The sequence below is a fragment of the Pedobacter vanadiisoli genome (assembly GCF_042684385.1).
Classification (GTDB): domain Bacteria; phylum Bacteroidota; class Bacteroidia; order Sphingobacteriales; family Sphingobacteriaceae; genus Pedobacter; species Pedobacter vanadiisoli.
The window spans coordinates 106,948-132,080 of the sequence record NZ_JBHULL010000002.1 but is presented as its reverse complement, the minus strand read 5'-3'; the positions used below and the strand labels follow the sequence as shown (position 1 = coordinate 132,080).

Here is a 25,133-nt window from a genome sequence, read left to right as displayed (position 1 = left end):
ACCCCAAACAAATTAATATTCTTAAACCCTGAAGATTTTTGATCTTCAGGGTTTTTTATTTAATTGTAATTTAGACGTCTTAAATTATATTATGTCTATGTATTTACTATAGTATTGTTTAAATTTGCTTTAATCAACTTAAAATTAACAATATTATGAGCATAAGACTAGGCGATACCGCACCGAATTTTCAAGCCAATACATCCATTGGAGAAATAGATTTTTATGAATATTTAGGTGATAGCTGGGGAGTACTGTTTTCTCACCCTGCAGATTATACACCCGTTTGCACTACAGAATTGGGAAGAACGGCAGCATTAAAAGGGGAGTTTGAAAAGAGAAATGTTAAAGTTTTGGCGTTAAGCGTTGATTCTGCCGAATCGCACAAAGGCTGGATTAACGACATCAATGAAACGCAAAATACTTCAGTCGAATTTCCGATTATTGCCGATCCGGATAAAACTGTAGCCAACCTTTATGATATGATCCACCCAAATGCTTCAGAAACACTAACGGTTCGGTCATTGTTTATCATTAGTCCCGATAAAAAGGTAAAATTAATTATCACTTATCCTGCTTCGACCGGCCGGAACTTTAATGAGGTATTGCGTGTAATCGATTCATTACAGCTTACAGCCAATTATAGTGTAGCTACTCCTGCCGATTGGAAGGATGGGGAAGATGTAATTGTAGTAAACAGTATTAAAACGGAAGATATTCCAGCTAAATTTCCAAAAGGACATCGGGTAATCAAGCCATATTTACGTACTACGCCGCAACCGAATAAATAATTAGGACCAATCTAATTTTTTATCGCAACATTCTTGTTGAATGGTTAAAAAGGGGTTGCATTATAGGTGTAAATTGTTATATTTGATAGTTTTGTTTCAATATTAATGCTCTAACTGATTGTTTAATCCATTTTTATAGTCAATTGGTTGAATGAAATGCTGATCAAGGCGTAAAAGGTTTATTTATTTTATACAATTTTTTATTTTTTTATGGCAACCGGAAAAGTTAAGTGGTTTAACACTCAAAAAGGCTTTGGATTTATTGTGCAAGAAGACAATAAAGACTTATTTGTACATTTTAAAGATGTTTTAGGTGGAATCGAAAGCTTGAAAGAAAACGACAGAGTAGAATTTGAAGTAGCTGAAGGCAGAAAAGGTTTACAAGCTGTAAACGTTAAGAAAGTTTAAGCAACCATATAAAGATTATTTTCATCCCTGCAAAAGGCCTTTCGAAAGAAGGGCTTTTTGTATTTAGTACTGCCTTGTTTGGCGATTCTTCATTACATTCGGCATTACAACTTGGTAAAATAACCTGAGTTCGATAATTGATATTTTTTGATTTAGTTTTTTAGAAAGATTTTTCACTGCGATCAGAATGGCGGTATTAATTCTGAATGACAATTAGTAATACTGTATAATCGAAGCCTTCAAAATTATATTTTCTCCATTTGCAATCCTGGTAAAAATCAAAAACTGTTCCTGATCAGCTTTGATTTTATACTTTTTTACTAAATCTACAGGCTTTGCGGGGTAATTGCGGACAATTACGTTGCCTTTTAAATTTGGTTCCTTTTTCAACTCGCCTGTGCTTAATATGGCTTCAATTTTAAATATACGTCCTGGGAAATCTGTTTTTATAAAATCAGCAGTAAATAGCTGCGTTTGTGCATGCAACTTGATAAGGTTATATGTTAGGCCTATTAAGTTAAAAGCGCCTGATTTTAATAAGGCTGCATCAGGTTCGTATAAATACTCGCCTGCGCCCAGGCTTTTAGCAAACTGTATGCTTCCATTAGCCTCCGATCTGTAAAATGAAAACTCTTTTTCAATCCCATTATTTAGCGTAACGGCTGTTATTTTAGTGTCTTTATCGAATTCTTTATCAATTATCCATAAAAGTTCTTTACACTCATTTTTAACGCTTATGATCTGTATTTCACTCACCTGGGTCAATTCTGTCAATCCTGCCGAAATATCCAGTAATGGAGCTGTTTTAATAATAATCCTCGATGTTTTTTTTAATAAGGCATTTAAATTAGTCACTACATCAGGGCTGCAGTCTTTCAGCATAAAAACCTTGCCTTTTTCTGATCTGCGGGCTGGATCTACATAAACGGTATCGAAAAGGGAACCGTGATTTTGAATGTAAGCGATTCCGTCTCCCACTTTAAATTTGATGTTTTTTGCTTCCAATACCTGAGCATTATTTTGTGTTATTGCTGATAGTTCGGGATTGATTTCGCAATGGATAACTTCTTTTACCTTTTTGGCAAAGTAATAGGTATCTATACCAAAACCACCAGTAATATCGATTAAGGCATTTCCTTTGGCCAGTTTTGATTTATACCTGGCAGTAACTTCTGAAGAAGTTTGTTCGATGGATAAAACAGGGGGGTAATAGATGTTTTCTGTATGAAACCAGGTGGGTAGTTTCTTTTCTGCTTTCTTTTTTGCACTAATCTGCGTGGCCAATTCTGCCGGAGTAATGCCATCAAAAGGACTTTTGGCTAAAGCAATTTGATTAACATCGGTATTTAAGTTAGCGTTGATGTAATCTTGTACGGCTTTGGCCAAAAGTTTATCGTTCATTTTTTTGCTATTTCATTTCAAAAGAGTTCGCCTTTTCTACTGGGGTGCAACGAAATGGAGAAACTGTTCAGATAGGTTTATCCACTGCGGCCGAAATGGCGAACCTGGTTAATCTTCGGAATAACCAGGTTTATGCGGTTCTATTCTTCATCACCATCTGGCAGGTATGACGGCTTTTCACTTCAAGTAAAATATCTTTTTCAACCGTTACACGATCAATAGTTTGCTGGTTATAATAACGGATGGTTACCAGTTCCAGTCCTTTATTATATTTTACCGTAAACTCCTGAGACAGGTCTTTAATCAATTTTTCAATCTGAACGGGATGATCATCAACACTTACCGAAAAGCTGATGGCAGAGTTAAGCATGGTATTGATTTTGATTTTATGCCTATGAAAAAGATCAAAAATATTGCTCAGGTTCTCTTCAATAATAAAGGAATAATCTTTAGGGAAGATCGAAATCAACGCTTGGTTTACCTTGAAAATAAAAGAAGGAATAGGCAAGGGGTTATTCTCTTTGGTAATGGCAGTTCCTGACCCCTCTGGCTGTATAAATGAACGTACAAAAAGCGGAATACCTTTGTTTTGAAGTGGTTTTATGGTTTTGGGATGAATTACCGTTGCGCCATAATAAGTAAGCTCGATGGCATCATGGTAGGAAAGCTGAGCAATTTTTTCAGTTTCATCAAACCATTTGGGATCTGCATTTAATACACCAGGAACGTCTTTCCAGATGGTTAGGGCTGCTGCATCCAAACAAGAGGCAAATATGGCAGCCGAATAGTCAGAACCTTCCCGACCCAGGGTTGTTGTGTAGTTTTCGCTTGTTCCACCAATAAAACCTTGTGTTACAATGATATTGTCGGTTAGGAGCGGTGCTAAATCTTTCTGTATAATCTGATTGGTCTTCACCCAGTCTACTTTACCTTCACGGTAAGTATTATCGGTCTGGATATAATTACGTGCATCTACCCAAAGTGATTTATTCTCCGTTTCATTCAGCCAGGCGGCTACAATTTTAGTAGAAACTACCTCACCGATGGATACAATCTGATCATAGATATAGTCGGGATTATTATCGGGCTCATCCTCAATCAACCAATCGATTTCGACAAAGGTATTGGCTACATCATCATAAACGGGATGGTGTTTACCCTGAAAAAGTTCATCTATAATGCTGAAATGAAAATGTTTGATTTCTTCAAAAATTGTATGTGCTTCGTCGTTTTGAGTGAGAAATGCCTGAGTAAGATCTTCCAATCTGTTGGTGATTTTGCCCATGGCAGAAACGACGATCAACAGTTTCCCCTTTTTGTAATCGCGTACAATATTGGCCAGATTTTTTACACCTGCGGCATCTTTTACTGAGGCACCTCCAAACTTAAATATATCCATATTAATTAAAATGCCTTGATCTGTTCTTTAGAAAGAGCAGCGTTAAGCCACCCGCTTTCTAAATGTGCGTTATATTTATTATAGAAGTTAATTGCTGGTTCGTTCCAGTCTAATACCTGCCAAACCATGCCACTATAGTTACCGTTTTTAGCCTCTTCTATTACTTTTTCGAATAATATTTTACCCAAACCTTTTCCCCTGAATTCTTCTGTTACAATAAAATCTTCGAGGTATAACCTGCAGCCTTTCCAGGTGGAATAGCGGGTGTAATATAGGGCAAAACCAACAATTTTACCTTCTACTTCGGCAACAAAGGCTTTCCAAACGGGTTGCTGGCCAAAACCGGCTTCTATAAAGTGTTCTAAAGTAACGGTTACTTCTTCGGGAGCACGTTCGTAAACGGCAAGTTCATTGATCAGTTCTAATATTCTTGGGCAATCCTCAGCGGTTGCAAACCTGATGTTAAAGTTCATATTAATTGGCAGAAATGTTGTTTTTGAAATGCTTGATTATTCTTTTTCCGAAAATACTGCTGCCAATACGCACCATGGTACTGCCTTCTTTGATTGCAATTTTATAATCGGCACTCATTCCGGTTGATATTTCTTTAAAAGAATCTTCTTTACGGAAGAAGCTTACTTTTATGCCTTCAAAAAACACTTTTAGTTCATTAAATTCAAAAGTAATCTGTTTTTCGTTCTTGGTATTAGTAGCAATGCCCATTAAACCTACGATGCGGATATTTTTTAAAGCTGCGTATTCATCGGCGCGTAATAATTCGACCACTTCATCAAATCCGAGTCCAAATTTAGTGTCTTCGTCAGCAATGTAAACCTGTAATAGACAATCAATTACTCTTTTGTTTTTTGCAGCCTGTTTATCAATTTCCTGCAAAAGTTTTAAACTGTCTACTCCATGTATCAGTTTCACAAAAGGTGCAATGTATTTTACTTTATTGGTTTGCAGGTGGCCAATCAGGTGCCATTCGATATCTTTAGGAAGCTGCGCTTCTTTATCAACCATTTCCTGTACATGGTTTTCCCCAAAAATGCGCTGCCCGGCATGGTACGCTTCTAAAATAGATTCTATCGGCTGGGTTTTTGAAACCGCAATCAGTTTTACCCCATCAGATTCAACTTCGCTTTTATATTGTTTAAGATTATCAGCTATGCTCATTTATGACTATTTTTGGTAAAATTAACAACCTTACCACAATTTGGGGCAAAAAATAATATTTTAATTAAGGATGAAGCGATTACTATGGGGTTTAATGACAGTCATATTATGGTGTGGTTGTAAACCAAGCATACCTGATGACATTATCAAACCTGATAAGATGGAAAAGATTTTATATGACATACACATTGTTGATGGCTATGTTGCAAATATCTACATGGTAGATTCTGCAAAGAAAGTTGCAGCAGCTTATTACAAAGGTATTTATAAAAAATTTGGGATAGATTCTGCACAATACAATAAAAGTCTTTTATGGTATAATACCAATCCAAAAGAACTTGAGACAATTTATAAAAACATACAGAAATCTTTAACCAAACAGAAAAAAGCTGTAGAGATTGCCGATAAAATGATTCAAAAAAAGAAATTTAAAGCGGATTCATTGGCGATTGCGAAGAAGTTTAAGGCCGATTCTCTTGCCATCAGGAAGAAAATGAAACCAGATTCTTTATCGAAAGTTAAAGCTACAGCAGAAATTGCAAAAAAGAAAAAACTGGCCGATTCGCTCATTAATATCAAGAAAAGCCAGTCATTACAAGTGGTTTCGGCTACTACGCCGGTACCAGTACAATAAAATAATATGTTATATCCCGATAATTGTTTAGAACGTTTAGGTTTTGTAGAGATCAGGCAGCTGATCAGCAAACATTGTTTGAGCCCTATGGGACAAGCGATGGTGGGCAAGATGCAGGTGATGAACCGTTTTGATCAGATAGATAAATTTTTACGGCAAACGAACGAATTTAAGAATATCCTGCAAAATCAGGAGCCGTTACAGATCAATACTTTTTTTGATATTAAATCGCTGGTTGAAAAAATCAGGGTAGAAGGTACTTACCTTTTAGAAGAGGAATGGTTCCAGGTATATACGTCCTTACAGACCGTTTTTTCAGTACTGCGCTTTTTTGAAGAAAGGGCAGAAGTTTATCCTACACTCGAAGCATTATTTGAGCATTTGCCAATCGAAAAAGCAATTCTCCGTAAAATAGAGACGGTAATTGATGCAAAAGGCAAGATTAAGCCTAATGCATCGAAAGAATTGCAGGAGATTACCACGGCGATCTCAAAAGCAGAGCAGGATGTACGTAAGCGCATGGATGCTATATACAAACAGGCCATTGCCAATAATTGGGTTGCCGATGGCAGTTTAACCATCCGTGATGGCAGGATGTGTATCCCGGTTTTGGCCGAAAATAAGCGAAAAGTAAAAGGCTTTGTGCACGATGAGTCTGCTACAGGACAGACCGTCTATATCGAGCCGGAAGAGGTTTTTGCCTTAAATAATAAGCTGCGCGATTTAGAATTTGATAAACGCCGTGAGATCATCAAGATTTTAATTGCGTTAACAGACGATCTCCGTCCGTATTCACCTTTGCTGCTTTCTTATCATGGTTTCCTTACTAAATTGGATTTTGTACGGGCCAAAGCCCTGTTTGCTTTAGATATCGAAGCCGAAATGCCCGGCTTATTAAAGGAGCCGAAAACGAAACTGATCAATGCAAGGCATCCTTTGTTATCGATCTCTTTCGCAGCCGAAAAGAAAACCGTAACGCCTTTAAATATTCATATTGATTCAGAAACACGTGTGGTTTTGGTATCAGGACCTAATGCGGGTGGTAAATCTGTTTGTATGAAAACCGTTGGTTTACTGCAGATTATGTTGCAGAGCGGTTTGTTGATTCCTGCTGATGCGAACAGCGAAGTGGGTATATTTGAGAATATTTTTGCCGATATCGGCGACGATCAATCAATAGAAAGCGATTTGAGTACCTACAGTGCGCACCTGAAAAAGATGCGTTATTTTGTAGAGCACGCCTCGCCAAAAACAATGGTATTGATTGATGAGTTTGGTACAGGCACCGATCCGCAGTTTGGTGGGCCTATGGCAGAGGCTGTTTTAGAAGTGTTGAACAATAAAAAAGTTAGAGGGGTAATTACTACCCATTATTCTAATTTAAAACTTTTTGCAGGAAATACGCCTGGGTTGGAAAATGCATCGATGCTCTTTGATAATGCAAAGATGAAGCCTCTTTACATTTTAGAAATGGGCAAACCCGGTAGTTCTTATGCTTTCGAAATCGCACAGAATATCGGCTTGCCAAAAGAGGTGATCCAATTGGCCAAAGAAAAAACGGGCTCCAATCAAAACCGGGTAGATACGATGCTTGTGGACCTTGAACGCGAAAAGAAAAATGTTTACGATGCGAAAGTAAGCTTGGCCAATCAGCAGAATAAGGCAAAAAACCTGGTTGCTGAAAATGAAAAGTTAAAAACATTTTTAGAAGAGAATAAAAAGATCCTGATTAGGGAGGCGAAGCAGGAGGCACAGAATATTATTAAAAATGCCAATAAGTTAGTAGAGAATACTATTGCCGAAATTAAGGAAAAACAGGCCGATAAGGAAGTAACTAAAGCACTGCGCCAGAATCTGCAACGGGAGTTGGTTAAGAATTCTGTACCTAAAGAGAGACCAAAGCCGGCGCCGGTGGTTGTGGCAGGCGAAATAGAAGTAGGCGATCTCGTTAAATTTATAGACAGTGAAACCATTGGTCAGGTTTTGGAAATTAACCGGAATGAACTGGTTTTGGCCATTGGCGATCTGCGGTCGACGGTTAAAAAGAACCGTGTACAAAAGGTAAGTAACCGGGAAGCTAAAAAAGTGATCCAGAGCAGTGCAAATTCCTTCGCCGGACGTATGAACGACGCGGTATCAGACTTTAGGGCTGAACTGGACCTGCGTGGAAAACGCACGGAAGATGCTTTGTTCGAGGTTGAAAAATACCTGGATAAAGCAATTATGCTTGGTTTTCCGTCGATTAAACTGATACATGGAAAAGGAGATGGGATATTGCGCAAAATGATCAGGGAGTACTTACGGAAATATAGCCAGGTAAACAGGATGGAAGATGAACATGCTGATAGGGGTGGAGATGGGATTACCTATGTTTATTTGAACTAGATGGAGTTTTAGATGCAAGATATGAGACATGAGATGTGAGATGCAAGATTGATACATGGGGTTATAGTAGAGATCCTTTGACTCTGCTCAGGATGACAAAGTAGTGGGGTTAGCTGTTACCTTCTGATAATCAATCAAATTTTTAGGAAAACTACCGGATGGTAACATCTAACAGCAGCCAAGAAAATTAAAACTTTTATAGCTGTAACTGTGTTATTTTTAAAACGTTACGGTGATGAAAAAAATCTTACTCTGTATTTTTGTGGTATTATTTATCACAACGTGTAAAAAGAGCGGTGATGGTGGCCAAGACCCAGGTAATCTGCCTGATGTGGAATTAAAAGCAAAAGTAATTGCTTCCGGATTAAGTCTTCCATGGGAAATAATATATGGACCTGATCATTTTATCTGGTTTACAGAAAAGGCAGGCAAAATCAGTCGTTTGAATCCTTCAACAGGTCAGGTTACACCATTACTTACCATCTCTGAAGTACGTATCAATGGCGAGGGAGGTTTGTTAGGTATGGCCTTACATCCTGATTTCGCCGTTAATCCTTTTGTTTACCTAATTTATGGATATGGGAACACTTACAAAGCCAAAGTTGTCCGTTATACCTATGCAGGAGGAAATTTAACCAGTCCATTGGTTTTACTCGATCAGATTCCTGCTGCCTCGATACACAATGGTTCACGTTTGTTGATCAGCGATGGTAAATTGTTTATCAGTACCGGTGATGCATCTGATACCGCTAATCCCCAGAATGTAAATTCATTGGCAGGCAAGATTTTAAGGATCAATTTGGATGGGACTATTCCTGCAGATAATCCTTATCCGAATAATCCGGTTTGGAGTTTGGGGCATCGCAATGCACAGGGATTGATACAGGTGGGTAACAAGATATTTTCTTCAGAGCATGGCCCCGATTCGGATGATGAAATCAACATCATCGAAAAAGGGCGCAATTACGGGTGGCCAAACATTAAAGGTTTTTGTAATGAAAGTGGCGAACAATCGTTTTGCAGCGCTAATAATGTGGCAGAACCCTTAATTAACTGGACTCCTACCATTGCACCAAGTGGCCTGGCTTATTACAACAATGACTATATTCCCCAGTTTAAAAACTCTTTGTTATTGGCGGTATTGAAAGGAACTAAACTGATGCAGTTGAAATTAGATGATACGCAGACCAAGATTACAGCAACAAAAGATTTCTATGTGAATACTTATGGGAGGATCAGGGCTGTTTGCCAATCGCCTGAAGGTAAAATTTACATCTGTACCAGTAATGGAAGTGACGATAAGATTGTAGAAATTGCTAAATAGTGTAACTATTTTTTGCGCCCAGGGCACTTTTTACAACGTTTACCCTTCTTAAATTTCTCGCAACACTTTTTGTGCTCAGCAGTACAGCTGAAAATAAAACCCATGCCTTTCTGAAATTCAGGATCGGTGGGTAATATGAATAGACTTTCTTCTCTCTCGTAAATCATTGCAGCACAAAGGTAGTAGTTATTTAGATTAATTCCAATTAATTAATATTCCGCAAAGATTTAAAAAATTATAAATGCTGCATTTTTGATGGCAATTTGTAATTTAGCGAACTAACCAAAAAATTCATAAGATGATAAATAAAGTGGTATCTGGTGCCGAAGAGGCCATCAAAGATATATCAGATGGTGCTACCCTAATGCTGGGTGGTTTCGGGCTTTGTGGCATTCCTGAAAATTGTATAAATGCTTTGGTAAACAAACAGGTTAAAAATTTAACCTGCATTTCCAATAATGCCGGTGTTGATGATTTTGGTATAGGTTTAATGCTAAAACAACGCCAGGTAAAAAAAATGATTTCTTCTTACGTGGGCGAAAATGCTGAGTTTGAAAGGCAGTTGTTAAGTGGTGAACTGGAAGTAGACCTTATACCCCAGGGTACTTTAGCTACCCGTTGTCTTGCTGCAGGATATGGCATGCCAGCAATTTTTACCCCTGCAGGTGTTGGAACTGAAATAGCAGAAGGTAAAGAAGTGCGTAATTTTGATGGGAAGGATTATTTGATGGAGTATGCATTTGATGCCGATTACGCTATTGTTAAAGCATGGAAGGGTGATACTGCAGGGAATTTAATCTTTAGGTCTACAAGCCGCAATTTTAATCCGATAATGGCTATGGCAGGTAAAATTACCATTGCTGAAGTTGAAGAACTGGTAGAAGCAGGAGAGCTGGAACCTGATTATATCCATACTCCGGGTATTTATGTGCACCGGATTTTTCAGGGCAAAGATTACGAGAAAAGAATAGAACATCGAACGGTGAGGAAGTCAGAAGTCTGATGGCAGATTGGAACATTCACTCATTTAATCATTCAAAACTCATTCATTTACAATTTTATGTTTTCAAAAGAAGAGATCGCACAGCGCATCGCTAAAGAAATAAAAGACGGATACTATGTTAACCTGGGTATTGGCATACCTACGCTGGTGGCCAACTATATTCCAAAGGGAATTAATGTAGTATTGCAATCAGAAAACGGCTTACTGGGCATGGGGCCATTTCCTTTTGAAGGAGAAGAGGATGCAGATTTAATTAATGCAGGTAAACAGACCATTACCACCTTACCAGGATCGTCAATTTTTGATTCGGCGATGAGTTTTGGGATGATCCGTGCACAAAAAGTAGATTTAACTATTCTTGGCGCCATGGAAGTTTCAGAAAATGGCGATATCGCCAATTGGAAAATTCCGGGCAAAATGGTTAAAGGGATGGGAGGGGCGATGGATCTGGTTGCCTCAGCAAAAAACATCATTGTAGCCATGCAACATATCAACAAGGCTGGTGAAAGTAAATTATTGCCTAAATGTACCTTGCCTTTAACGGGTGTAAAATGCATTAAAAAAATTGTCACCGAACTGGCGGTTTTAGATGTTTTACCTGAAGGTGGTTTTAAACTTTTGGAGCGTGCACCGGGCGTTAGTATCGAATTTATACAGCAATCTACAGCCGGTAAATTGATTGTGGAGGGCGAAATTCCGGAGATGAGGTTGGATTAGATTTGTGTTTTGTGGGGACACAAACCACGGCGATTAAGGCTTCGACTACGCTCAGTCTGACAAAGTGTATGATCAAAAAGAAGTCAAGCTTTTTAAAAGCTTGACTTCTTCAACTTCTTTGAAGTTTACTGCAGATCAACCAAGACACTATTCCTCAAATCATTCGAAATTTCTTCTGTGATGGCGATAATTTCGTCGGGTTCGTTAGTATTATTTATCACCACCTTATTGCATTGTTCACGGTAAGGTAGCAGGTATTCTTTATAAGCCGGTACTACATGGTTATGCCATTTGTACAATACGTCATCTTCAGGATAACCGCGTTCTAAACCATCACGTTTAATCCGGCGATCTAAAGCAACCTGTTCATCTGCATCAACAAAAATGGTATGATCCAATAAAGCCGCAATTTCTTTAAAATGGAGGATAAAAAGACCCTCTACAATAATAATAGGTGCCGATTTGATCTCCAGTATTTTAACTACAGCCAGCGGATTATTAAAGTTGTATTCTTTTTTATAAACCACTTCGCCACTTATTAATTGCTTAATGTCTTTTAAAAACTGTTCACTATCAATCGTTGAAGGGAGGTCGAAGTTGTATAACTTGTTTTCTTCCTGTGTCATGTCACCTGCAGGGATGTAATAATCATCCTGCGATACGAGGGTTACCTCATCCTGTTTAAAATGATGGAGAAAGCAGTTTAGGAAAAATGTTTTGCCAGATCCGCTACCACCGGCAATACCAATTATAAAAGGCTTTTTGTTTGAACTCATTGAGCACTGTATGTTAAATTGCAGAAAAAACGTTTGTCTAAAGCGCCTAATGAATCGGCAACAGCTTTAGTCATTACAATAATAACATCTTTTGTAGATTCGTTCTCTGTAAATTTACCAACAACTTTGGCAAAAGTAGTACGGTTGGTCATTGGGTTGGTAATCTTAATTACCCTGCCTACAGGTGCCGTACGGTGTAAAACCAACATTTTTGTACCATCAAGGTCTTGATCAGCAATCCAAACTGCCGTACCTTTTTCTTCGATCTGGCTTAAACCATATACACTCGGATCACGGCGCAGTTTAGGATCTTTAACCATGGTACTGTCAGGCTCATTTTCCTGCTCTTCTTTCGAAGCATCATTTACCGATTTAGGTTGTGGTGGTTTAGGGATGATCAGTTTTTGCTCAACTTTAATGTTATTATCATCAAGTTTATTTGCTGTTCTGATCTGATATGCTGTTAAATTATATTTTTTAGCGATAGAAAAAATATTTTCGCCAGCAGCTACGGTATGGATAAAACTTTCTTCTTTAGGGGCTGCCGGTACTTCTTTTGTTTTGGTTTCGGCCTGTTTTTCTTTTGGTACCTGAACATCTGTAATAATGCCACCTGGAACTTTTAAAACCTGTCCGATGGTAATCGCATTATCAGGAAGATCGTTCATTTTTCGGATCTGATAAGCGGTAACGCCATATTGTTTGGCAATGGTGAAAATGGTTTCGTTTCTTAAAACGGTATGTGTACCTGCCTTGTCGCTAGATGTATTCTCTTGTGCTGGTTTTTCTTCAACAGCCGAAACTACTTTGTTATCGTCGATATTTTTGGTTGCTGGAATTTTAAGCTTCTGTCCAATCCGGAGGTTATTGCCAGAAAGGTTGTTGGCTTTTTTTACTTCTTCAATTGTGGTGCCGTATTTTTCGGCAATTTTTCCTAAAAACTCTTTTGGCTGTACCGTATGTTCGATCATGGTCTGATCAGACGGTGGAGTATCGTTTACCGGTGATTTCGCATTATTTTTTACAGTTGGTGTGATCGGCTCAATCGTTTCGGTTTGCGATTGATTTTTTGCGGGTATTTTTAAAACCTGTCCGATGCTTAAATTACTTCCTGTTAAATTATTTAAGGCTTTAATTTCATTTATCGTTGTGCCATATTTTTCGGCCAGCATGTTTAGATTCTCTTTTGGCTTAACGGTATGCTCAATCACATTGGCTGCTGACGAAGTTGTTTCTGTTCTTGATGGTCCGCTAGCTGTAAAAGGAATATTGGTTGGGACTTTAATGATTACCCCAACCTGCAGATACTTATTATCGTTAAAAGCCATAATCTCTTTTGGAGGTACATTGTATCTTCTCCCGATCGAATAGTAAGTGTCTTTTGCAACAGTTTGGTGAATGATGAGTTTTTTGCCTTTATTATTTTCTACACCGATAGAGTCTCTTGCTGTGTTGGCTTTGGCTGTTGCCATATTCAGTGCCAATAACATTACAGCAGATAAATATATTTTATGCATTTATTTTTTATGTGATTTTTTAAGTCAGAGGGAGCAATAATACGAATAATATTGTTAACCATCTTATGTTATTCTTGCCGTTATTGAAGTAAGAATAAGAAGAATTTAACCTTATTGTCCGATATGCTATTCATTAACAAATATTTAAAAGAATGTAATTTATAATGGTCATAAATATTAAACGGTTTAATAAATAACGTATTGTTCAGGAGACAAATTTGAACAAAACTTTTCAGAATCTGAATTGTTAAAAACACATTAAAACATATTATAAATTATAACAGAATGGACGCTAAAGAAATAAACTTAAACGAAAAAGAAGTTAAACCGGTTGTTGATTTGCTGAACGATTATTTAGCCAACTATCATATCCATTATCAAAAGCTAAGGGGCTGCCATTGGAATATTAAGGGGCAGAACTTTTTTACACTTCATGTGAAGTTCGAAGAGTTATATACCAACGCACAGTTAACGATCGATGAAATTGCTGAACGTGTTTTAACTTTGGGCAAAGCTCCGCATAGCCGCTTTGCCGATTATATAAAACAATCGAAAATCAAAGAGATTGACACCATTGGTTTAAAAGATCTCGATATGGTTGATGCCATTTTAGATGATATGGCTATTTTGATCGAGTTGGAAAGGGAGCTTTTGGAGGCTACTGGTGGTGCTGGCGATGATGGAACTAACGATATGGTGAACCGTTTTATGCAGTTTAAAGAAAAAAATACCTGGATGTTACGCTCTTTTGCCGGGAAAAAGTAACCCGATTTTGGTAGGTTAACGGCCTCATATAAGTAGCTTTATTGTAAAATCTGCTTATATGAGGCTTTTTTGTTTCATTGGAAATCTAAATATTTATCTTTGGGCATGGCGTATAAAAGTTTGGCAGAATGTGTATCAGACCTGGAAAAACATGGTCATTTAATCAGAATAAAAGAAGAAGTAGATCCCTATTTAGAAATGGCTGCCATCCATTTAAGGGTATACGAAAAGCAGGGACCGGCACTGTTGTTCGAAAAAGTTAAAGGAAGCCCTTTTCCTGCGGTTTCTAATCTTTTTGGGACATTGGAAAGATCAAAATTTATTTTTAGGGATACTTTGCCTAAGGTACAGCAATTGGTTTCGTTAAGAAACGACCCTATAAAAGCTTTAAAAAATCCTTTTAAATATGCGGGTTCTGCCCTGTCAGCATTATCTGCACTGCCGCTTAGAACACCATCTGCTAAGCGTAAATTTTTAAAAACAAGTATTAGTCAACTACCCCAGATTGTAAACTGGCCTATGGATGGTGGTCCATTTGTTACCATGCCACAGGTATATACCGAAGATGTCGATAAACCAGGAGTGTTGAATGCCAATTTAGGAATGTACCGCATTCAGTTGGCCGGGAACGATTATATACAGGATAAAGAAATTGGTTTGCACTACCAGATCCATAGGGGGATAGGGGTGCACCAATCTAAAGCGAACGCTATTGGACAACCTTTAAAAGTGAGCATTTTTGTTGGAGGTCCACCTTCGCATCCTTTAGCTGCAGTAATGCCATTACCTGAAGGCTTGTCCGAAATGACTTTTGCCGGTGCTCTTGGCAACAGGCGCTTCCGTTATTTTTATGATGATGAGGGTTTCTGTATTTCTGCAGATGCCGATTTCGTGATCACAGGTACTGTTTATCCGAACGAAAATAAGCCTGAAGGACCTTTTGGCGATCATTTAGGCTATTACAGTTTAACACATCCTTTTCCATTAATGAAAGTGCATAATGTCTATCATAAAAAAGATGCCATTTGGTCCTTCACAGTAGTTGGCCGCCCGCCGCAGGAAGATACTAGTTTTGGAGCTTTAATTCACGAGATAACCGGCTCTGCCATTCCCCAGGAAATACATGGTTTGAAGGAAGTTCATGCCGTAGATGCAGCGGGTGTCCATCCCTTGCTTTTTGCCATTGGCAGCGAACGTTATACGCCATACCTGAAAGAAAGAAGGCCACAGGAAATTTTAACTATTGCCAACCACATTCTGGGTAAAAACCAGTTGAGTTTGGCCAAATACCTTTTTATAGCCGCTAAAGAAGATAATGAAAAGCTAGATACACATCATATCGAAGATTTTATCAGGCACATATTAGAACGGATTGATTTAACAAGAGATATTCATTTTTATACCAACACCACCATAGATACACTGGATTATAGTGGCGACGGTTTGAACAGCGGTTCTAAAGTCGTTATTGCTGCTGCCGGTAACCAGAAACGCGAACTGTGGAACTACGTTCCCGATGGCCTGCAATTGGCCAATGGATTTTCCAAAGCATTCATAGCCACGCCAGGTATATTGGTGTTGCAAGCAGAAGCTTATTTAAGTGCTGAGAAAACTGCAGCCGAAATAGCCCTGCTCAATATGGCCTTAATGGATCAGGACTTAAGCGGGCTGCCGTTAATTGTACTGGCTGATGATGCCGGGTTTACCGCTGCAACGATTGATAACTTTGTTTGGGTAGCTTTTACAAGGAGTAACCCGGCTGCCGATATTTATGGCATAAACGATTTTACCATCAATAAACACTGGGGATGTAAAGGCTCTTTGATTATCGATGCGAGAAAAAAGCCCCACCACGCACCTGAGTTAGTTAAAGATGAGGAAATTGAAAACAAAGTAAATTTATTGGCTCAAAAGGGTGGAAGCCTATATGGAATAATTTAACTGAATAAACAGATTTTCGGGTTTAAAGCTTTATAATAACAGAAAAGGCTTCAGTAAACAACTGAAGCCTTTTTGATATCATTAAATGTTAATCTTTAAAATCTAACTCCAAACGTCAAAAATACATTGTTTCTTTTGCTTTTAATATCGGCAACTGGCTCACTATAATCATTTAATAAGTATGGACTTGAGTTAAAGTTGGTTTGATAGTTTTGATAAGCTACATCGAAATAATAGTTGTCTATGCGGTACCCAATTCCTCCAGTATAATACTCTCCCTGGTAAAATTTATTATCACCGCCTTTGATGCCGTTTCCATTTACACCATAACCTGCACGCAAGCTAAGTTCGTTGGTTACTTTAACCTCTGCACCAACCCTGTAGTTAACAGTTTCTTTGTAATTGTTTTTGATAAAAGCATTATTGTCGTTAATGATTGAACGATCAGATCCGTTAGAATCAGAAAAACGCATCGAAGAATAATCTACATAGTCTACGTCAGCTGATATTAATGCGGTACCTGCAATTACATAACTGATCCCCGCCGAAGCTTTTAAAGGTGTACGCAGATTATAAGTAAATGAGTAATACTGGGTAGGATTATTTGATTTGGTTGGGCTCGTTGTTGCATTTCCGGAAGTAGTAGCCTGTAAGGTTTCATTGGTATTATCTTCAATATTCATCCAGGTTGGCGTTTGGAAATTCAAACCGATCCTTAATTCACTTACTGGTCTGAAAATCGCACCTAACTTTAAATTGAAACCACCGCCTTTAGTTTCCTGATTTCTAAAGTGCGTAAGGTTATAATTTTCATTTCCATTATATTTTGGTATGGCAGCACCATCGTCGTACGAGTTAACAATACCTGATTCGGTGAAAGTAGCATCGCTGGTATATTTTACATTAACGAAACTTGCTGTTGCACCTATATATACTTTATTGCCAAAATTCAATGCGCCTGCTACGTTAAATTCTGAAGTGGAACCTAAGCGCGACTCATCCCAATTTTGTTTAAAATTGGCATTGTTATAAGGCTCGGCAGAAAACTGATTCGGATAAGTAGGTGTATTTTTATTGATCAGATAGCTATTGTAAGCGTCGCCTGCTATGCTGTTACTGGTGCCATAATTGTTGGCCTGATCTACATAAGAATCTCTGATGGAACTGTTTGTATTGGTTCCGCTATAACTGAAATTATTTAAAAAATCATTATTACGGGTATAACTTAAACCAAATACGCTACTTACCAATCCTTTATCTACATTAGTGCCTTTAATTTTGGTAGCAGGGCTATAAAATACCACACCAACATTATTCAGGTTCAATTGATTTTTATTTGTTGAGGTATTGTTACCTAAGTAAGCACTACCATTTGATACTGAATTAAATTCTGGCGTAATGCTAAATTCCGATTTGGTAAACAAACCTAAGCCGGCAGGGTTGGCATTAATTGAACCGATATCGCCACCTACACCAATTTGGGCACCGCCCATTCCTCTGAACCTTGCAGAGCTTCCATAATTGGTTTGGGAGAACCGGAATGCGTCAGGCGCATAACTTTGGGCGTATGTTGTTCCCATAGCAGCTACTGTAGCTACTAGAGAAGCTAAAATGATTTTTTTCATTTGTGTGTTTAAATTTTAAAATTAACCTCTTCCTGCTCTTGATGGTCTTGAACCGCCACCACCGCCGCCGCCCATAGAGCCGCCACCGCCGCCATTTGATGGTGGAGGAGAATAACTTGGCCTGCTTTCAGTCCTGGTGGGCTGTTGAGGGGTATAGTTTTCGTTTCTGGTAGGTCTGCTGCCTTGTGTACCTTGAGGTGCATAACCGTCATTTCTGGTAGGTCTTCCGCTTTGGTTACCTTGGTTTTGAGTATATCCACCTTGGTTTCTTACCGGTCTGCCTGCATTATTATTTGGTACATAAGATACACCGTTTGGATTATTTACGCCAGATCTGCTTGGTCTGCCCCCATTTCCTGGTGCACTGCCATATCTAGGTATGCCTCTGTCATCACTACCTGGTCTTGGTCTATAATTTCTATTGGTATAAACACCGCCACCATAGTAGCCACCGCCAATACCCCAGCCACCGCCGTAGTATCCGCCTCCCCAGCCGTAACGGTCGTAATAAGAGTAAGGCCCCCAGGCATTCCATCCCCATGGGTTATTCCAACCATAACCAAAGTTGCCGTAATAGAATGGGTTGTTCCAGATACTGCCGTAACCCCAGCCAAATCCGCTGCCCCAGCCTAAACCATAACCATTGTTCCAGCCCAATCCGATACCCAAATAGTTGGATGGTCCGTAGCTGCTACCATAGTAATAATTATCGAAATAAGGATCATAGTAACCCTGGAAGCTGTAACCATTGTAAAAACGGTTTATTCTTGAGGCATAATCCATATCGTAGTAAGGATTACTGGTACCATAATATTCATCATATTCATCCTGGCCCTGGGCCTGGTATTGCTGACCTTGCCGGTTTTGAGGTTGAGGTGCGATTTCCACCTCCCTGGCTTTCGCCACAGAATTATAAACATCATCAGCCTGTTTGGTTTGAGCCAATTTTGATGTTGTGCATGAAGCCACCAACCCAGCAGCAGCAATCATAACAATGGGTAAAAATTTAATTGGTTTCATTGTGTTTATATTAGTTGTGTGTGTTCACGGATATTGATAAACAGCTTTCAAAAGTAATTAATTCTTAACTATTTAGTTGGCCTAAAAATGTTAAATTATAATTGATGTCAATTCTTAACCTTTTGTAGGCATAAATTTATAAATTTGCCATCTAATTTTACATTTTTTAACGTACAAATTACGTTCCAAATACATAATATGAGCAAAGAAATTACAAGCAGAGAAGCAGATTATTCCCAGTGGTATAATGATATCGTGATCAAAGCAGACTTAGCAGAGCATTCTGCGGTACGTGGTTGTATGGTTATTAAGCCCAATGGTTATGCTATTTGGGAAAAAATGCAGGCCGTTTTAGATAAAATGTTTAAGGATACAGGCCATCAAAATGCCTATTTTCCTTTATTCATCCCAAAGTCATTTTTCTCTAAGGAAGCTTCTCACGTTGAGGGTTTTGCAACAGAATGTGCTGTGGTTACACACTATCGCTTAAAAAATGACGGTAACGGGAATATTGTAGTGGATGAAAATGCCAAACTCGAGGAAGAGTTGATTGTACGCCCGACTTCTGAAACCATCATCTGGAATACTTATAAGGGTTGGATTCAGTCGTACCGTGATCTTCCCATATTGGTGAATCAATGGGCTAATGTAGTGAGATGGGAAATGCGTACGAGGCTATTTTTACGTACCGCCGAATTCTTGTGGCAAGAAGGGCATACCGCCCATGCCACTGCCGAAGAAGCTATCGAAGAAACTGAACGCATGCTGCATGTTTATGCCGATTTTGCAGAAAACTGGTTGGCAGTGCCTGTGGTAAGGGGGCGTAAATCTCCTAATGAAAGATTTGCAGGTGCCCTTGATACGTATTGCATTGAAGCATTGATGCAGGATGGTAAGGCTTTGCAGGCCGGTACTTCGCACTTTTTAGGACAGAATTTTGCAAAAGCTTTTGATGTTAAATTTACTGGTAAAGATGGTAAGCTAGATCACGTTTGGGCTACTTCGTGGGGTGTTTCTACCCGGTTAATGGGCGCTTTGATCATGGCACACAGTGATGACTCGGGATTGATTATCCCACCAAAACTTGCACCGGTACAAGTAGTAATTGTTCCGATTTATAAAGGTGAGGAAGATTTGTCGAGAATTTCTTCATACGTTAATGAATTAACCATGCGTTTAAAAGGTTTAGGCGTTTCTGTGAAATATGACGACAGGGATACGCAACGCCCGGGATTTAAATTTGCTGACTATGAGTTAAAAGGTGTGCCGGTTCGTATTGCTATTGGTGGCCGCGACCTTGAAAATAAGACGGTAGAAGTTGCCCGCAGGGATACCAAAGTAAAGCAGACCGTGCCCCAGGAAGGATTAGACATTTATATTGTTAAACTACTGGAAGACATTCAGCAGAGCATGTTTAACAAAGCATTGGCTTACCGCGATGAACACATTACAAAAGCAGATTCTTACGAGGAATTTAAGGAACTGTTGGATACAAAGGCTGGTTTTATATCTGCACATTGGGATGGAACTCCAGAAACAGAGCAAAAAATTAAGGAAGAAACAAAAGCAACAATCCGTTGTATTCCTTTGGATAATCAACTGGAAGATGGTGTTTGTATTTATTCAGGTAAACCATCTATTCAAAGAGTACTGTTTGCAAGAGCGTATTAGTTCAGCCCTGAGTTCAGAGTTCTGAATCGTGAGTCTTCGTACAGGCGTTTTAAAAATAAGTTTAGAATCGTAAAAGTTTGAAGTTTTGAATCTTCTAATAAACGGTTTTCATATATTAATCAGATGTGAGATCTGAGACATGGGATTTAGATCTCATCTAATGCCTCAGGTCTCACATTGCAAATCTCAAAAACAATGAAATTCGCAACTAAAGCCATACATGCTGGTCAAGAGCCAGATCCAACCACTGGTGCTGTAATGACACCGATATATCAAACCTCAACCTATTGGCAAAAATCACCTGGAGACAATAAGGGGTACGAATATTCGAGGGGGACAAATCCAACGCGTAAAGCTCTGGAAGATTGTTTGGCTGCATTGGAAAATGCCAAGTACGGCCTAGCTTTTTCGAGTGGCATGGGTGCTACAGATGCTGTATTAAAATTATTGCAACCTGGAGACGAAGTCATTACCGGGAATGATCTTTATGGTGGTTCTTACCGTATTTTTACTAAAATCTACACCAAATACGGAATCAAATTTCATTTTTTGGATCTTTCCAAGCCAGAGAATATCCTGCCCTATATTAACGACAAGACAAAGCTGGTATGGATAGAAACGCCTACTAACCCAACCATGCAGATCATCGATATTGAGGGGGTAGCAAAAATCACAAAAGAGAAAAATTTAATCCTGACTGTTGATAATACGTTTGCTTCGCCTTACCTGCAAAACCCGATTGATCTTGGTGCCGATATTGTGATGCACTCCGTAACCAAATATATTGGCGGACACTCTGATGTGGTGATGGGGGCTTTGGTAACCAATAATGAACAGTTGTACAAAGACCTTTGGTTTATTTACAATGCCTGTGGTGCGACGCCGGGCCCGCAAGATGCTTTCCTGGTGCTGAGGGGGATTAAAACCCTTCATTTAAGGATGAAAGCGCATTGCGAAAATGGGGAGCGTATTGCCCATTACTTAAAAAAACATCCAAAAGTTGATAAAATTTACTGGCCTGGTTTTGAAGACCATCCGAATCATGATGTGGCCAAAAAACAGATGCGTGGCTTTGGCGGTATGATTTCGATTACCTTAAAAGGCGCAGATTTACAGGAAACGTTCAGGATTTCGTCGAGCTTTAAAGTATTTACCCTTGCCGAATCTTTAGGTGGGGTAGAATCATTGATTAATCACCCGGCTACAATGACACATGGCTCAATACCTAAGGAAGAACGTGAAAAGGTAGGGGTAACCGATAACCTGTTGCGTTTAAGCGTTGGTGTAGAGGATATCGATGATCTTTTGGAAGATCTAGAAAGGGCTTTGGCTTAAGCTGGTTAGAAATAAAGTGCCGTCATTTCGAGTGAAGTGTAACGAAGCCGAGAACCACGGAGTGCTCAGCGAAGCTAAATCTGTCATGAGGCAGATCTCTCCGCTCAATGCGTTTCGCTCGAGATGACGAGGCTTTTTATTAAACCCTGTAAATGATAATGAATTACAGCATATTATGGAGATCTGCATTTAGTTCCAGATAACTATCATTTTTACTTCTTTCGTTTTAACCAAAATACCTCATGCAATTCCTGGAGCTAAAGAATTTTCTTGATTATAAAGTTGAACAATACAACCAGCCTAATTTTATAGCAAACGACCCTGTCTGTATTCCGCATCTTTTTGAGAAAAAACAGGACATTGAAATTTCGGGTTTCTTTGCGGCGGTGTTGGCTTGGGGGCAGCGTAAAACCATTATTAACAAATGCCGGGAGTTACTTAACCGGATGGATAATGCGCCGTACGATTTTGTGCTCAACCATAACGATAACGACTTAAAACGTTTACTGAATTTTAAGCACCGTACTTTTAACGATACCGACCTGCTTTATTTTATTGCTTTTTTTAAAATGCATTACAGTCGTTTTGATAGTTTAGAGCAAGCTTTTATCCCCAAACAGGAGGTTTTTCTTGATGCATACCTGGAAATATCTGATATAAAAGGAGAGACATTTAATGCTTCTGGTGTTTGCCTGGCCGATCAGTTACAGGTTTCTATTGAACAATGCCTCAATTATTTCAGGCGGTATTTTTTTTCGCTGGATGATTTTCCACACCGTACCAGAAAACACATCTCTTCACCACAACAAAAATCAACCTGCAAGCGCCTGAACATGTTTTTAAGGTGGATGGTTAGGGCCGATGACAAGGGCGTTGATTTTGGGATCTGGAATACACTAAGGCCTAAGGATCTGATTTGCCCTTGCGATGTACATGTAGATAGGGTAGGGCGTTTGCTTGGACTCATTAACCGGAAGCAAACAGATTGGTTAACAGCTGTAGAATTAACTACTAATTTAAAGGAGTTTGACCCCTCAGACCCGGTTAAATATGACTTTGCTTTGTTTGGACTGGGTGTTGAGAAAGAGTTTTAGCTTAAATTATGTGTAAATAAAACTTCTTTTTTAAGATCAATGTTCTTATTATTACATGGTAATTCTCTCATTTAGGCGAGAATATTGTCTGTCTAAACAGTAATTTCTATGATCGCGGTTAATTTATCTGATGGTAACAAGTGGAAGCAATACAATAATTTTTCTCCCTTGGTCTCAATTTTTAAGAAATTTCACCCACTTAATGATGAAATAGAAAAGCGGATTAATCTGCATACCTTTCCGGTCAGCTTTAAAAAAAATAAATACCTCATTTCACCTGTAGATCGCAACAAATACCTTTTTTTAATTGTTAAGGGAATAGTAAGGGGCTTTACGAAGGATGGGGATAATGAAATTACCACATGGATTGCCAAAGAGGATGAAGTTGTTGGTACTATACGTAATTTATATATGGAGAGTAATTCGGATGAGTATTTACAGGCATTGGAGGATGTAGACTTGGTTGCGATACCTCATGTATTATTAGAATACCTGTATGAAAACTTTACTGAAGCCAATGTTGTTGGCAGAAAAATAATCGAAATATATTACCGTTCTGCGGAGGAACGTGCCTATCTCTGCAGGATCTCTTCTGCCGAAAAAAGATATAAGCGGTTCCTGCTTTCTTTTCCCGATCTGGTAAACCGTGTTTCTTTAAAATATATTGCCTCATTTTTAGCCATCAGAATGGAAACACTTAGCCGTATAAGGTCTAAAATCTAAGTTGCTTAGCTGGTCTGTAATAATAGAAAAGAAAGGGAATAACTGGCTGTAATTCATAGCCGTTCTGTATTTTATGTTTAAAATTTGGGGCCAAGCAGCGGTGTAGGTGAGATTTTTATCACTTACGCCTTTGCATAATCAGGCACCTGGCTGGCACTCTCAAGGTGTTGTTAACATTTTTTTTTAATTGTGTATAATAATATTTACATTTTTAGACGAAAAATTTACTACTATTACGTACAAAAAAATAACTTTTTATTAACTTGCAGCATATTCTTTAAAATAATGAAAACAAAAAATACCGTAAGTACTTTTACAGTGCTCATCGCTGATGATCATGAAATCATTCGTAGAGGTTTAAAAGGTTTAATATCAGACTTTTGGCCTGGTGTTGAAATCATTCATGCATCCACATTAGAGCAAGCACTTGTGGAAGTAGAAAAATCACCGAGTTTAATTATCATTGATGTAAACCTGCCTGGGGGTAACAACCTTAAGGTAATCGATCAAATTAAATTGGTTCAGCCTAATGCTAAAATCCTGGTGTTTTCTTCTTTAAATGAGAATATTTATGCTGTACCTTATTTAAAATCGGGAGCTTCAGGTTACCTGACCAAAAATGCGGAAGAATCGGAAATTGTAACTGCTATTACTACAATTTTAGCTGGCAGCCGGTATTCGAGCAGAAATGTTAAGGAAAACATGTTTAATAGCATATTGGGTAACGATGCCGATAATCCATTTACCAAACTATCAGGCAGAGAGCTTGAAGTAGCAGAACTTTTAACCAAGGGCATAGGGGTATTAGAAATCTCTAACCAGTTAAAACTTCAGATGGGTACCGTAAGTACATACAAATTAAGGCTTTTCCAGAAACTGAAAATAAAGAGCATTATAGAACTGGCTGAAAAGATGAGTATCTACGAAAGATAAAAAGAGTATTTTACTCTTTTTATCTTTTTAAGCTTTTTTGTTTTTATCTGCAGTGCCAAGTCCACTTGCTCCTGATTCGTTAGGAGTTGAGCCCGCCTGACCAAATTTATCTGAAGAACCCTTTCCGTTCTGGTCGAAAGAGGCCTTTCCTTTTGAGCTTCCTTTACTTTTATGCTCTTTCTCTTTTGTATTTTTATTGTCTTTAGCTTTCATAAGATAAATGTTTATTGCTTACTCAACATTTTAAAATAGCTAAAGTTTTTATTTAATACTCTTGGCTGAATACTACTTTCTAAGTAAAGTGATATTTCTTTGAGCCTGTTAAATCTGATTTGAGTGTTATTCTTCATTTTGATACTTTTTCTGTCGCGCTGAACTTACAGGGATGCTTTTCAATAACTGTGGTTGCCATAGGCTATGCCAACTTTGTGACTGATTTTTACTCGATTTAAAACAGGTGATTAATATATAACTATTTGATATAGCTATAAGTTG

23 protein-coding genes are annotated in these 25,133 nt (G+C 38.5%); 14 read left to right on the top strand and 9 right to left on the bottom strand.

What is annotated here, in order from left to right; translation table 11 throughout:
• The first annotated feature begins 155 nt into the window (after nucleotides 1-155).
• Nucleotides 156-791, top strand: a complete 636-nt coding sequence (locus ACFSR6_RS00900) for a peroxiredoxin (protein WP_379073819.1) — start codon at nucleotides 156-158, stop codon at nucleotides 789-791.
• A 210-nt stretch (nucleotides 792-1,001) separates the two neighbouring features.
• Nucleotides 1,002-1,199 carry a cold-shock protein gene (locus ACFSR6_RS00895; protein ID WP_379073817.1) on the top strand — a complete coding sequence of 66 codons (198 nt, stop codon included), beginning with the start codon at nucleotides 1,002-1,004 and terminating at the stop codon, nucleotides 1,197-1,199.
• Nucleotides 1,200-1,412: 213 nt separating this feature from the next.
• On the opposite strand, the gene ACFSR6_RS00890 is transcribed toward ACFSR6_RS00895, so the two are convergent.
• From ACFSR6_RS00890 to ACFSR6_RS00875, 4 genes are all read right to left on the bottom strand, one after another.
• Nucleotides 1,413-2,600, bottom strand: coding sequence for a class I SAM-dependent methyltransferase (locus tag ACFSR6_RS00890; RefSeq protein ID WP_379073815.1), 1,188 nt, complete (start codon nucleotides 2,598-2,600; stop codon nucleotides 1,413-1,415).
• 130 nt (nucleotides 2,601-2,730) lie between these two features.
• The gene (locus tag ACFSR6_RS00885; RefSeq protein WP_379073813.1) at nucleotides 2,731-3,999 is read right to left on the bottom strand and encodes an aspartate kinase; all 1,269 of its coding nucleotides are present in this window, start codon (nucleotides 3,997-3,999) and stop codon (nucleotides 2,731-2,733) included.
• 5 nt (nucleotides 4,000-4,004) lie between these two features.
• Nucleotides 4,005-4,472, bottom strand: coding sequence for a GNAT family N-acetyltransferase (locus ACFSR6_RS00880; protein WP_379073811.1), 468 nt, complete (start codon nucleotides 4,470-4,472; stop codon nucleotides 4,005-4,007).
• 1 nt (nucleotide 4,473) lies between these two features.
• Entirely contained in the window at nucleotides 4,474-5,175 is a 702-nt protein-coding gene (locus ACFSR6_RS00875) for a YggS family pyridoxal phosphate-dependent enzyme (protein ID WP_379073809.1), read from the bottom strand.
• Between the two features lie 70 nt (nucleotides 5,176-5,245).
• Between ACFSR6_RS00875 and ACFSR6_RS00870 the strand changes: the two genes are divergently transcribed.
• From ACFSR6_RS00870 to ACFSR6_RS00850, 5 genes are all read left to right on the top strand, one after another.
• Nucleotides 5,246-5,809 (top strand): DUF4296 domain-containing protein, encoded by a 564-nt coding sequence (locus ACFSR6_RS00870; RefSeq protein ID WP_379073807.1) that lies wholly within the window; start codon nucleotides 5,246-5,248, stop codon nucleotides 5,807-5,809.
• A gap of 6 nt (nucleotides 5,810-5,815) precedes the next feature.
• Nucleotides 5,816-8,194 (top strand): endonuclease MutS2, encoded by a 2,379-nt coding sequence (locus tag ACFSR6_RS00865; RefSeq protein ID WP_379073806.1) that lies wholly within the window; start codon nucleotides 5,816-5,818, stop codon nucleotides 8,192-8,194.
• A gap of 235 nt (nucleotides 8,195-8,429) precedes the next feature.
• Entirely contained in the window at nucleotides 8,430-9,518 is a 1,089-nt protein-coding gene (locus ACFSR6_RS00860; RefSeq protein WP_379073804.1) for a PQQ-dependent sugar dehydrogenase, read from the top strand.
• Between the two features lie 298 nt (nucleotides 9,519-9,816).
• Entirely contained in the window at nucleotides 9,817-10,521 is a 705-nt protein-coding gene (locus tag ACFSR6_RS00855; RefSeq protein WP_379073802.1) for a CoA transferase subunit A, read from the top strand.
• A 57-nt stretch (nucleotides 10,522-10,578) separates the two neighbouring features.
• Nucleotides 10,579-11,238, top strand: coding sequence for a CoA transferase subunit B (locus tag ACFSR6_RS00850; RefSeq protein WP_379073800.1), 660 nt, complete (start codon nucleotides 10,579-10,581; stop codon nucleotides 11,236-11,238).
• A gap of 125 nt (nucleotides 11,239-11,363) precedes the next feature.
• On the opposite strand, the gene ACFSR6_RS00845 is transcribed toward ACFSR6_RS00850, so the two are convergent.
• Together ACFSR6_RS00845 and ACFSR6_RS00840 are read right to left on the bottom strand one after the other, a co-directional pair.
• Entirely contained in the window at nucleotides 11,364-12,014 is a 651-nt protein-coding gene (locus tag ACFSR6_RS00845) for a uridine kinase family protein (protein ID WP_379073798.1), read from the bottom strand.
• Nucleotides 12,011-13,531: a muramidase family protein gene (locus ACFSR6_RS00840; RefSeq protein ID WP_379073796.1), complete on the bottom strand. Its 1,521-nt coding sequence runs from the start codon at nucleotides 13,529-13,531 to the stop codon at nucleotides 12,011-12,013. The genes ACFSR6_RS00845 and ACFSR6_RS00840 overlap by 4 nt, the downstream gene beginning before the upstream one ends.
• 285 nt (nucleotides 13,532-13,816) lie before the next feature.
• Between ACFSR6_RS00840 and ACFSR6_RS00835 the strand changes: the two genes are divergently transcribed.
• Entirely contained in the window at nucleotides 13,817-14,296 is a 480-nt protein-coding gene (locus tag ACFSR6_RS00835) for a Dps family protein (protein ID WP_379073794.1), read from the top strand.
• Nucleotides 14,297-14,401: 105 nt separating this feature from the next.
• Nucleotides 14,402-16,237 carry a UbiD family decarboxylase gene (locus tag ACFSR6_RS00830; protein WP_379073792.1) on the top strand — a complete coding sequence of 612 codons (1,836 nt, stop codon included), beginning with the start codon at nucleotides 14,402-14,404 and terminating at the stop codon, nucleotides 16,235-16,237.
• A 95-nt stretch (nucleotides 16,238-16,332) separates the two neighbouring features.
• On the opposite strand, the gene ACFSR6_RS00825 is transcribed toward ACFSR6_RS00830, so the two are convergent.
• Together ACFSR6_RS00825 and ACFSR6_RS00820 are read right to left on the bottom strand one after the other, a co-directional pair.
• Nucleotides 16,333-17,862, bottom strand: a complete 1,530-nt coding sequence (locus tag ACFSR6_RS00825; RefSeq protein ID WP_379073790.1) for an OmpP1/FadL family transporter — start codon at nucleotides 17,860-17,862, stop codon at nucleotides 16,333-16,335.
• Between the two features lie 21 nt (nucleotides 17,863-17,883).
• On the bottom strand, nucleotides 17,884-18,882 hold the full coding sequence (locus ACFSR6_RS00820; RefSeq protein ID WP_379073789.1) for a hypothetical protein: 999 nt from the start codon (nucleotides 18,880-18,882) through the stop codon (nucleotides 17,884-17,886).
• 198 nt (nucleotides 18,883-19,080) lie between these two features.
• Between ACFSR6_RS00820 and proS the strand changes: the two genes are divergently transcribed.
• The 5 genes from proS to ACFSR6_RS00795 all read left to right on the top strand — a co-directional run bounded on the left by proS (nucleotide 19,081) and on the right by ACFSR6_RS00795 (nucleotide 24,638).
• Complete coding sequence (gene proS, locus ACFSR6_RS00815; RefSeq protein WP_379073787.1) at nucleotides 19,081-20,553, top strand: proline--tRNA ligase; 1,473 nt, start codon at nucleotides 19,081-19,083, stop codon at nucleotides 20,551-20,553.
• Between the two features lie 195 nt (nucleotides 20,554-20,748).
• Nucleotides 20,749-21,888 carry a cystathionine gamma-synthase gene (locus tag ACFSR6_RS00810; RefSeq protein WP_379073785.1) on the top strand — a complete coding sequence of 380 codons (1,140 nt, stop codon included), beginning with the start codon at nucleotides 20,749-20,751 and terminating at the stop codon, nucleotides 21,886-21,888.
• A gap of 242 nt (nucleotides 21,889-22,130) precedes the next feature.
• Nucleotides 22,131-22,982 (top strand): TIGR02757 family protein, encoded by an 852-nt coding sequence (locus ACFSR6_RS00805; protein ID WP_379073783.1) that lies wholly within the window; start codon nucleotides 22,131-22,133, stop codon nucleotides 22,980-22,982.
• A gap of 108 nt (nucleotides 22,983-23,090) precedes the next feature.
• Nucleotides 23,091-23,705 carry a Crp/Fnr family transcriptional regulator gene (locus tag ACFSR6_RS00800; protein WP_379073781.1) on the top strand — a complete coding sequence of 205 codons (615 nt, stop codon included), beginning with the start codon at nucleotides 23,091-23,093 and terminating at the stop codon, nucleotides 23,703-23,705.
• A 285-nt stretch (nucleotides 23,706-23,990) separates the two neighbouring features.
• Nucleotides 23,991-24,638: a response regulator gene (locus ACFSR6_RS00795; protein ID WP_379073780.1), complete on the top strand. Its 648-nt coding sequence runs from the start codon at nucleotides 23,991-23,993 to the stop codon at nucleotides 24,636-24,638.
• 27 nt (nucleotides 24,639-24,665) lie between these two features.
• Here ACFSR6_RS00795 and ACFSR6_RS00790 read toward each other — a convergent pair whose 3' ends face one another.
• The gene (locus tag ACFSR6_RS00790) at nucleotides 24,666-24,851 is read right to left on the bottom strand and encodes a hypothetical protein (protein ID WP_379073779.1); all 186 of its coding nucleotides are present in this window, start codon (nucleotides 24,849-24,851) and stop codon (nucleotides 24,666-24,668) included.
• Between the last annotated feature and the right edge of the window lie 282 nt (nucleotides 24,852-25,133).

Excerpts from the sequence above, each read along its gene's own strand:
- ACFSR6_RS00900 (WP_379073819.1), top strand. The coding sequence starts at position 156 with ATGAGCATAAGACTAGGCGATACCGCACCGAATTTTCAAGCCAATACA.
- ACFSR6_RS00895 (WP_379073817.1), top strand. The coding sequence starts at position 1,002 with ATGGCAACCGGAAAAGTTAAGTGGTTTAACACTCAAAAAGGCTTTGGA.
- ACFSR6_RS00890 (WP_379073815.1), bottom strand. The coding sequence starts at position 2,600 with ATGAACGATAAACTTTTGGCCAAAGCCGTACAAGATTACATCAACGCT.
- ACFSR6_RS00885 (WP_379073813.1), bottom strand. The coding sequence starts at position 3,999 with ATGGATATATTTAAGTTTGGAGGTGCCTCAGTAAAAGATGCCGCAGGT.
- ACFSR6_RS00880 (WP_379073811.1), bottom strand. The coding sequence starts at position 4,472 with ATGAACTTTAACATCAGGTTTGCAACCGCTGAGGATTGCCCAAGAATA.
- ACFSR6_RS00875 (WP_379073809.1), bottom strand. The coding sequence starts at position 5,175 with ATGAGCATAGCTGATAATCTTAAACAATATAAAAGCGAAGTTGAATCT.
- ACFSR6_RS00870 (WP_379073807.1), top strand. The coding sequence starts at position 5,246 with ATGAAGCGATTACTATGGGGTTTAATGACAGTCATATTATGGTGTGGT.
- ACFSR6_RS00865 (WP_379073806.1), top strand. The coding sequence starts at position 5,816 with ATGTTATATCCCGATAATTGTTTAGAACGTTTAGGTTTTGTAGAGATC.
- ACFSR6_RS00860 (WP_379073804.1), top strand. The coding sequence starts at position 8,430 with ATGAAAAAAATCTTACTCTGTATTTTTGTGGTATTATTTATCACAACG.
- ACFSR6_RS00855 (WP_379073802.1), top strand. The coding sequence starts at position 9,817 with ATGATAAATAAAGTGGTATCTGGTGCCGAAGAGGCCATCAAAGATATA.
- ACFSR6_RS00850 (WP_379073800.1), top strand. The coding sequence starts at position 10,579 with ATGTTTTCAAAAGAAGAGATCGCACAGCGCATCGCTAAAGAAATAAAA.
- ACFSR6_RS00845 (WP_379073798.1), bottom strand. The coding sequence starts at position 12,014 with ATGAGTTCAAACAAAAAGCCTTTTATAATTGGTATTGCCGGTGGTAGC.
- ACFSR6_RS00840 (WP_379073796.1), bottom strand. The coding sequence starts at position 13,531 with ATGCATAAAATATATTTATCTGCTGTAATGTTATTGGCACTGAATATG.
- ACFSR6_RS00835 (WP_379073794.1), top strand. The coding sequence starts at position 13,817 with ATGGACGCTAAAGAAATAAACTTAAACGAAAAAGAAGTTAAACCGGTT.
- ACFSR6_RS00830 (WP_379073792.1), top strand. The coding sequence starts at position 14,402 with ATGGCGTATAAAAGTTTGGCAGAATGTGTATCAGACCTGGAAAAACAT.
- ACFSR6_RS00825 (WP_379073790.1), bottom strand. The coding sequence starts at position 17,862 with ATGAAAAAAATCATTTTAGCTTCTCTAGTAGCTACAGTAGCTGCTATG.
- ACFSR6_RS00820 (WP_379073789.1), bottom strand. The coding sequence starts at position 18,882 with ATGAAACCAATTAAATTTTTACCCATTGTTATGATTGCTGCTGCTGGG.
- proS (WP_379073787.1), top strand. The coding sequence starts at position 19,081 with ATGAGCAAAGAAATTACAAGCAGAGAAGCAGATTATTCCCAGTGGTAT.
- ACFSR6_RS00810 (WP_379073785.1), top strand. The coding sequence starts at position 20,749 with ATGAAATTCGCAACTAAAGCCATACATGCTGGTCAAGAGCCAGATCCA.
- ACFSR6_RS00805 (WP_379073783.1), top strand. The coding sequence starts at position 22,131 with ATGCAATTCCTGGAGCTAAAGAATTTTCTTGATTATAAAGTTGAACAA.
- ACFSR6_RS00800 (WP_379073781.1), top strand. The coding sequence starts at position 23,091 with ATGATCGCGGTTAATTTATCTGATGGTAACAAGTGGAAGCAATACAAT.
- ACFSR6_RS00795 (WP_379073780.1), top strand. The coding sequence starts at position 23,991 with ATGAAAACAAAAAATACCGTAAGTACTTTTACAGTGCTCATCGCTGAT.
- ACFSR6_RS00790 (WP_379073779.1), bottom strand. The coding sequence starts at position 24,851 with ATGAAAGCTAAAGACAATAAAAATACAAAAGAGAAAGAGCATAAAAGT.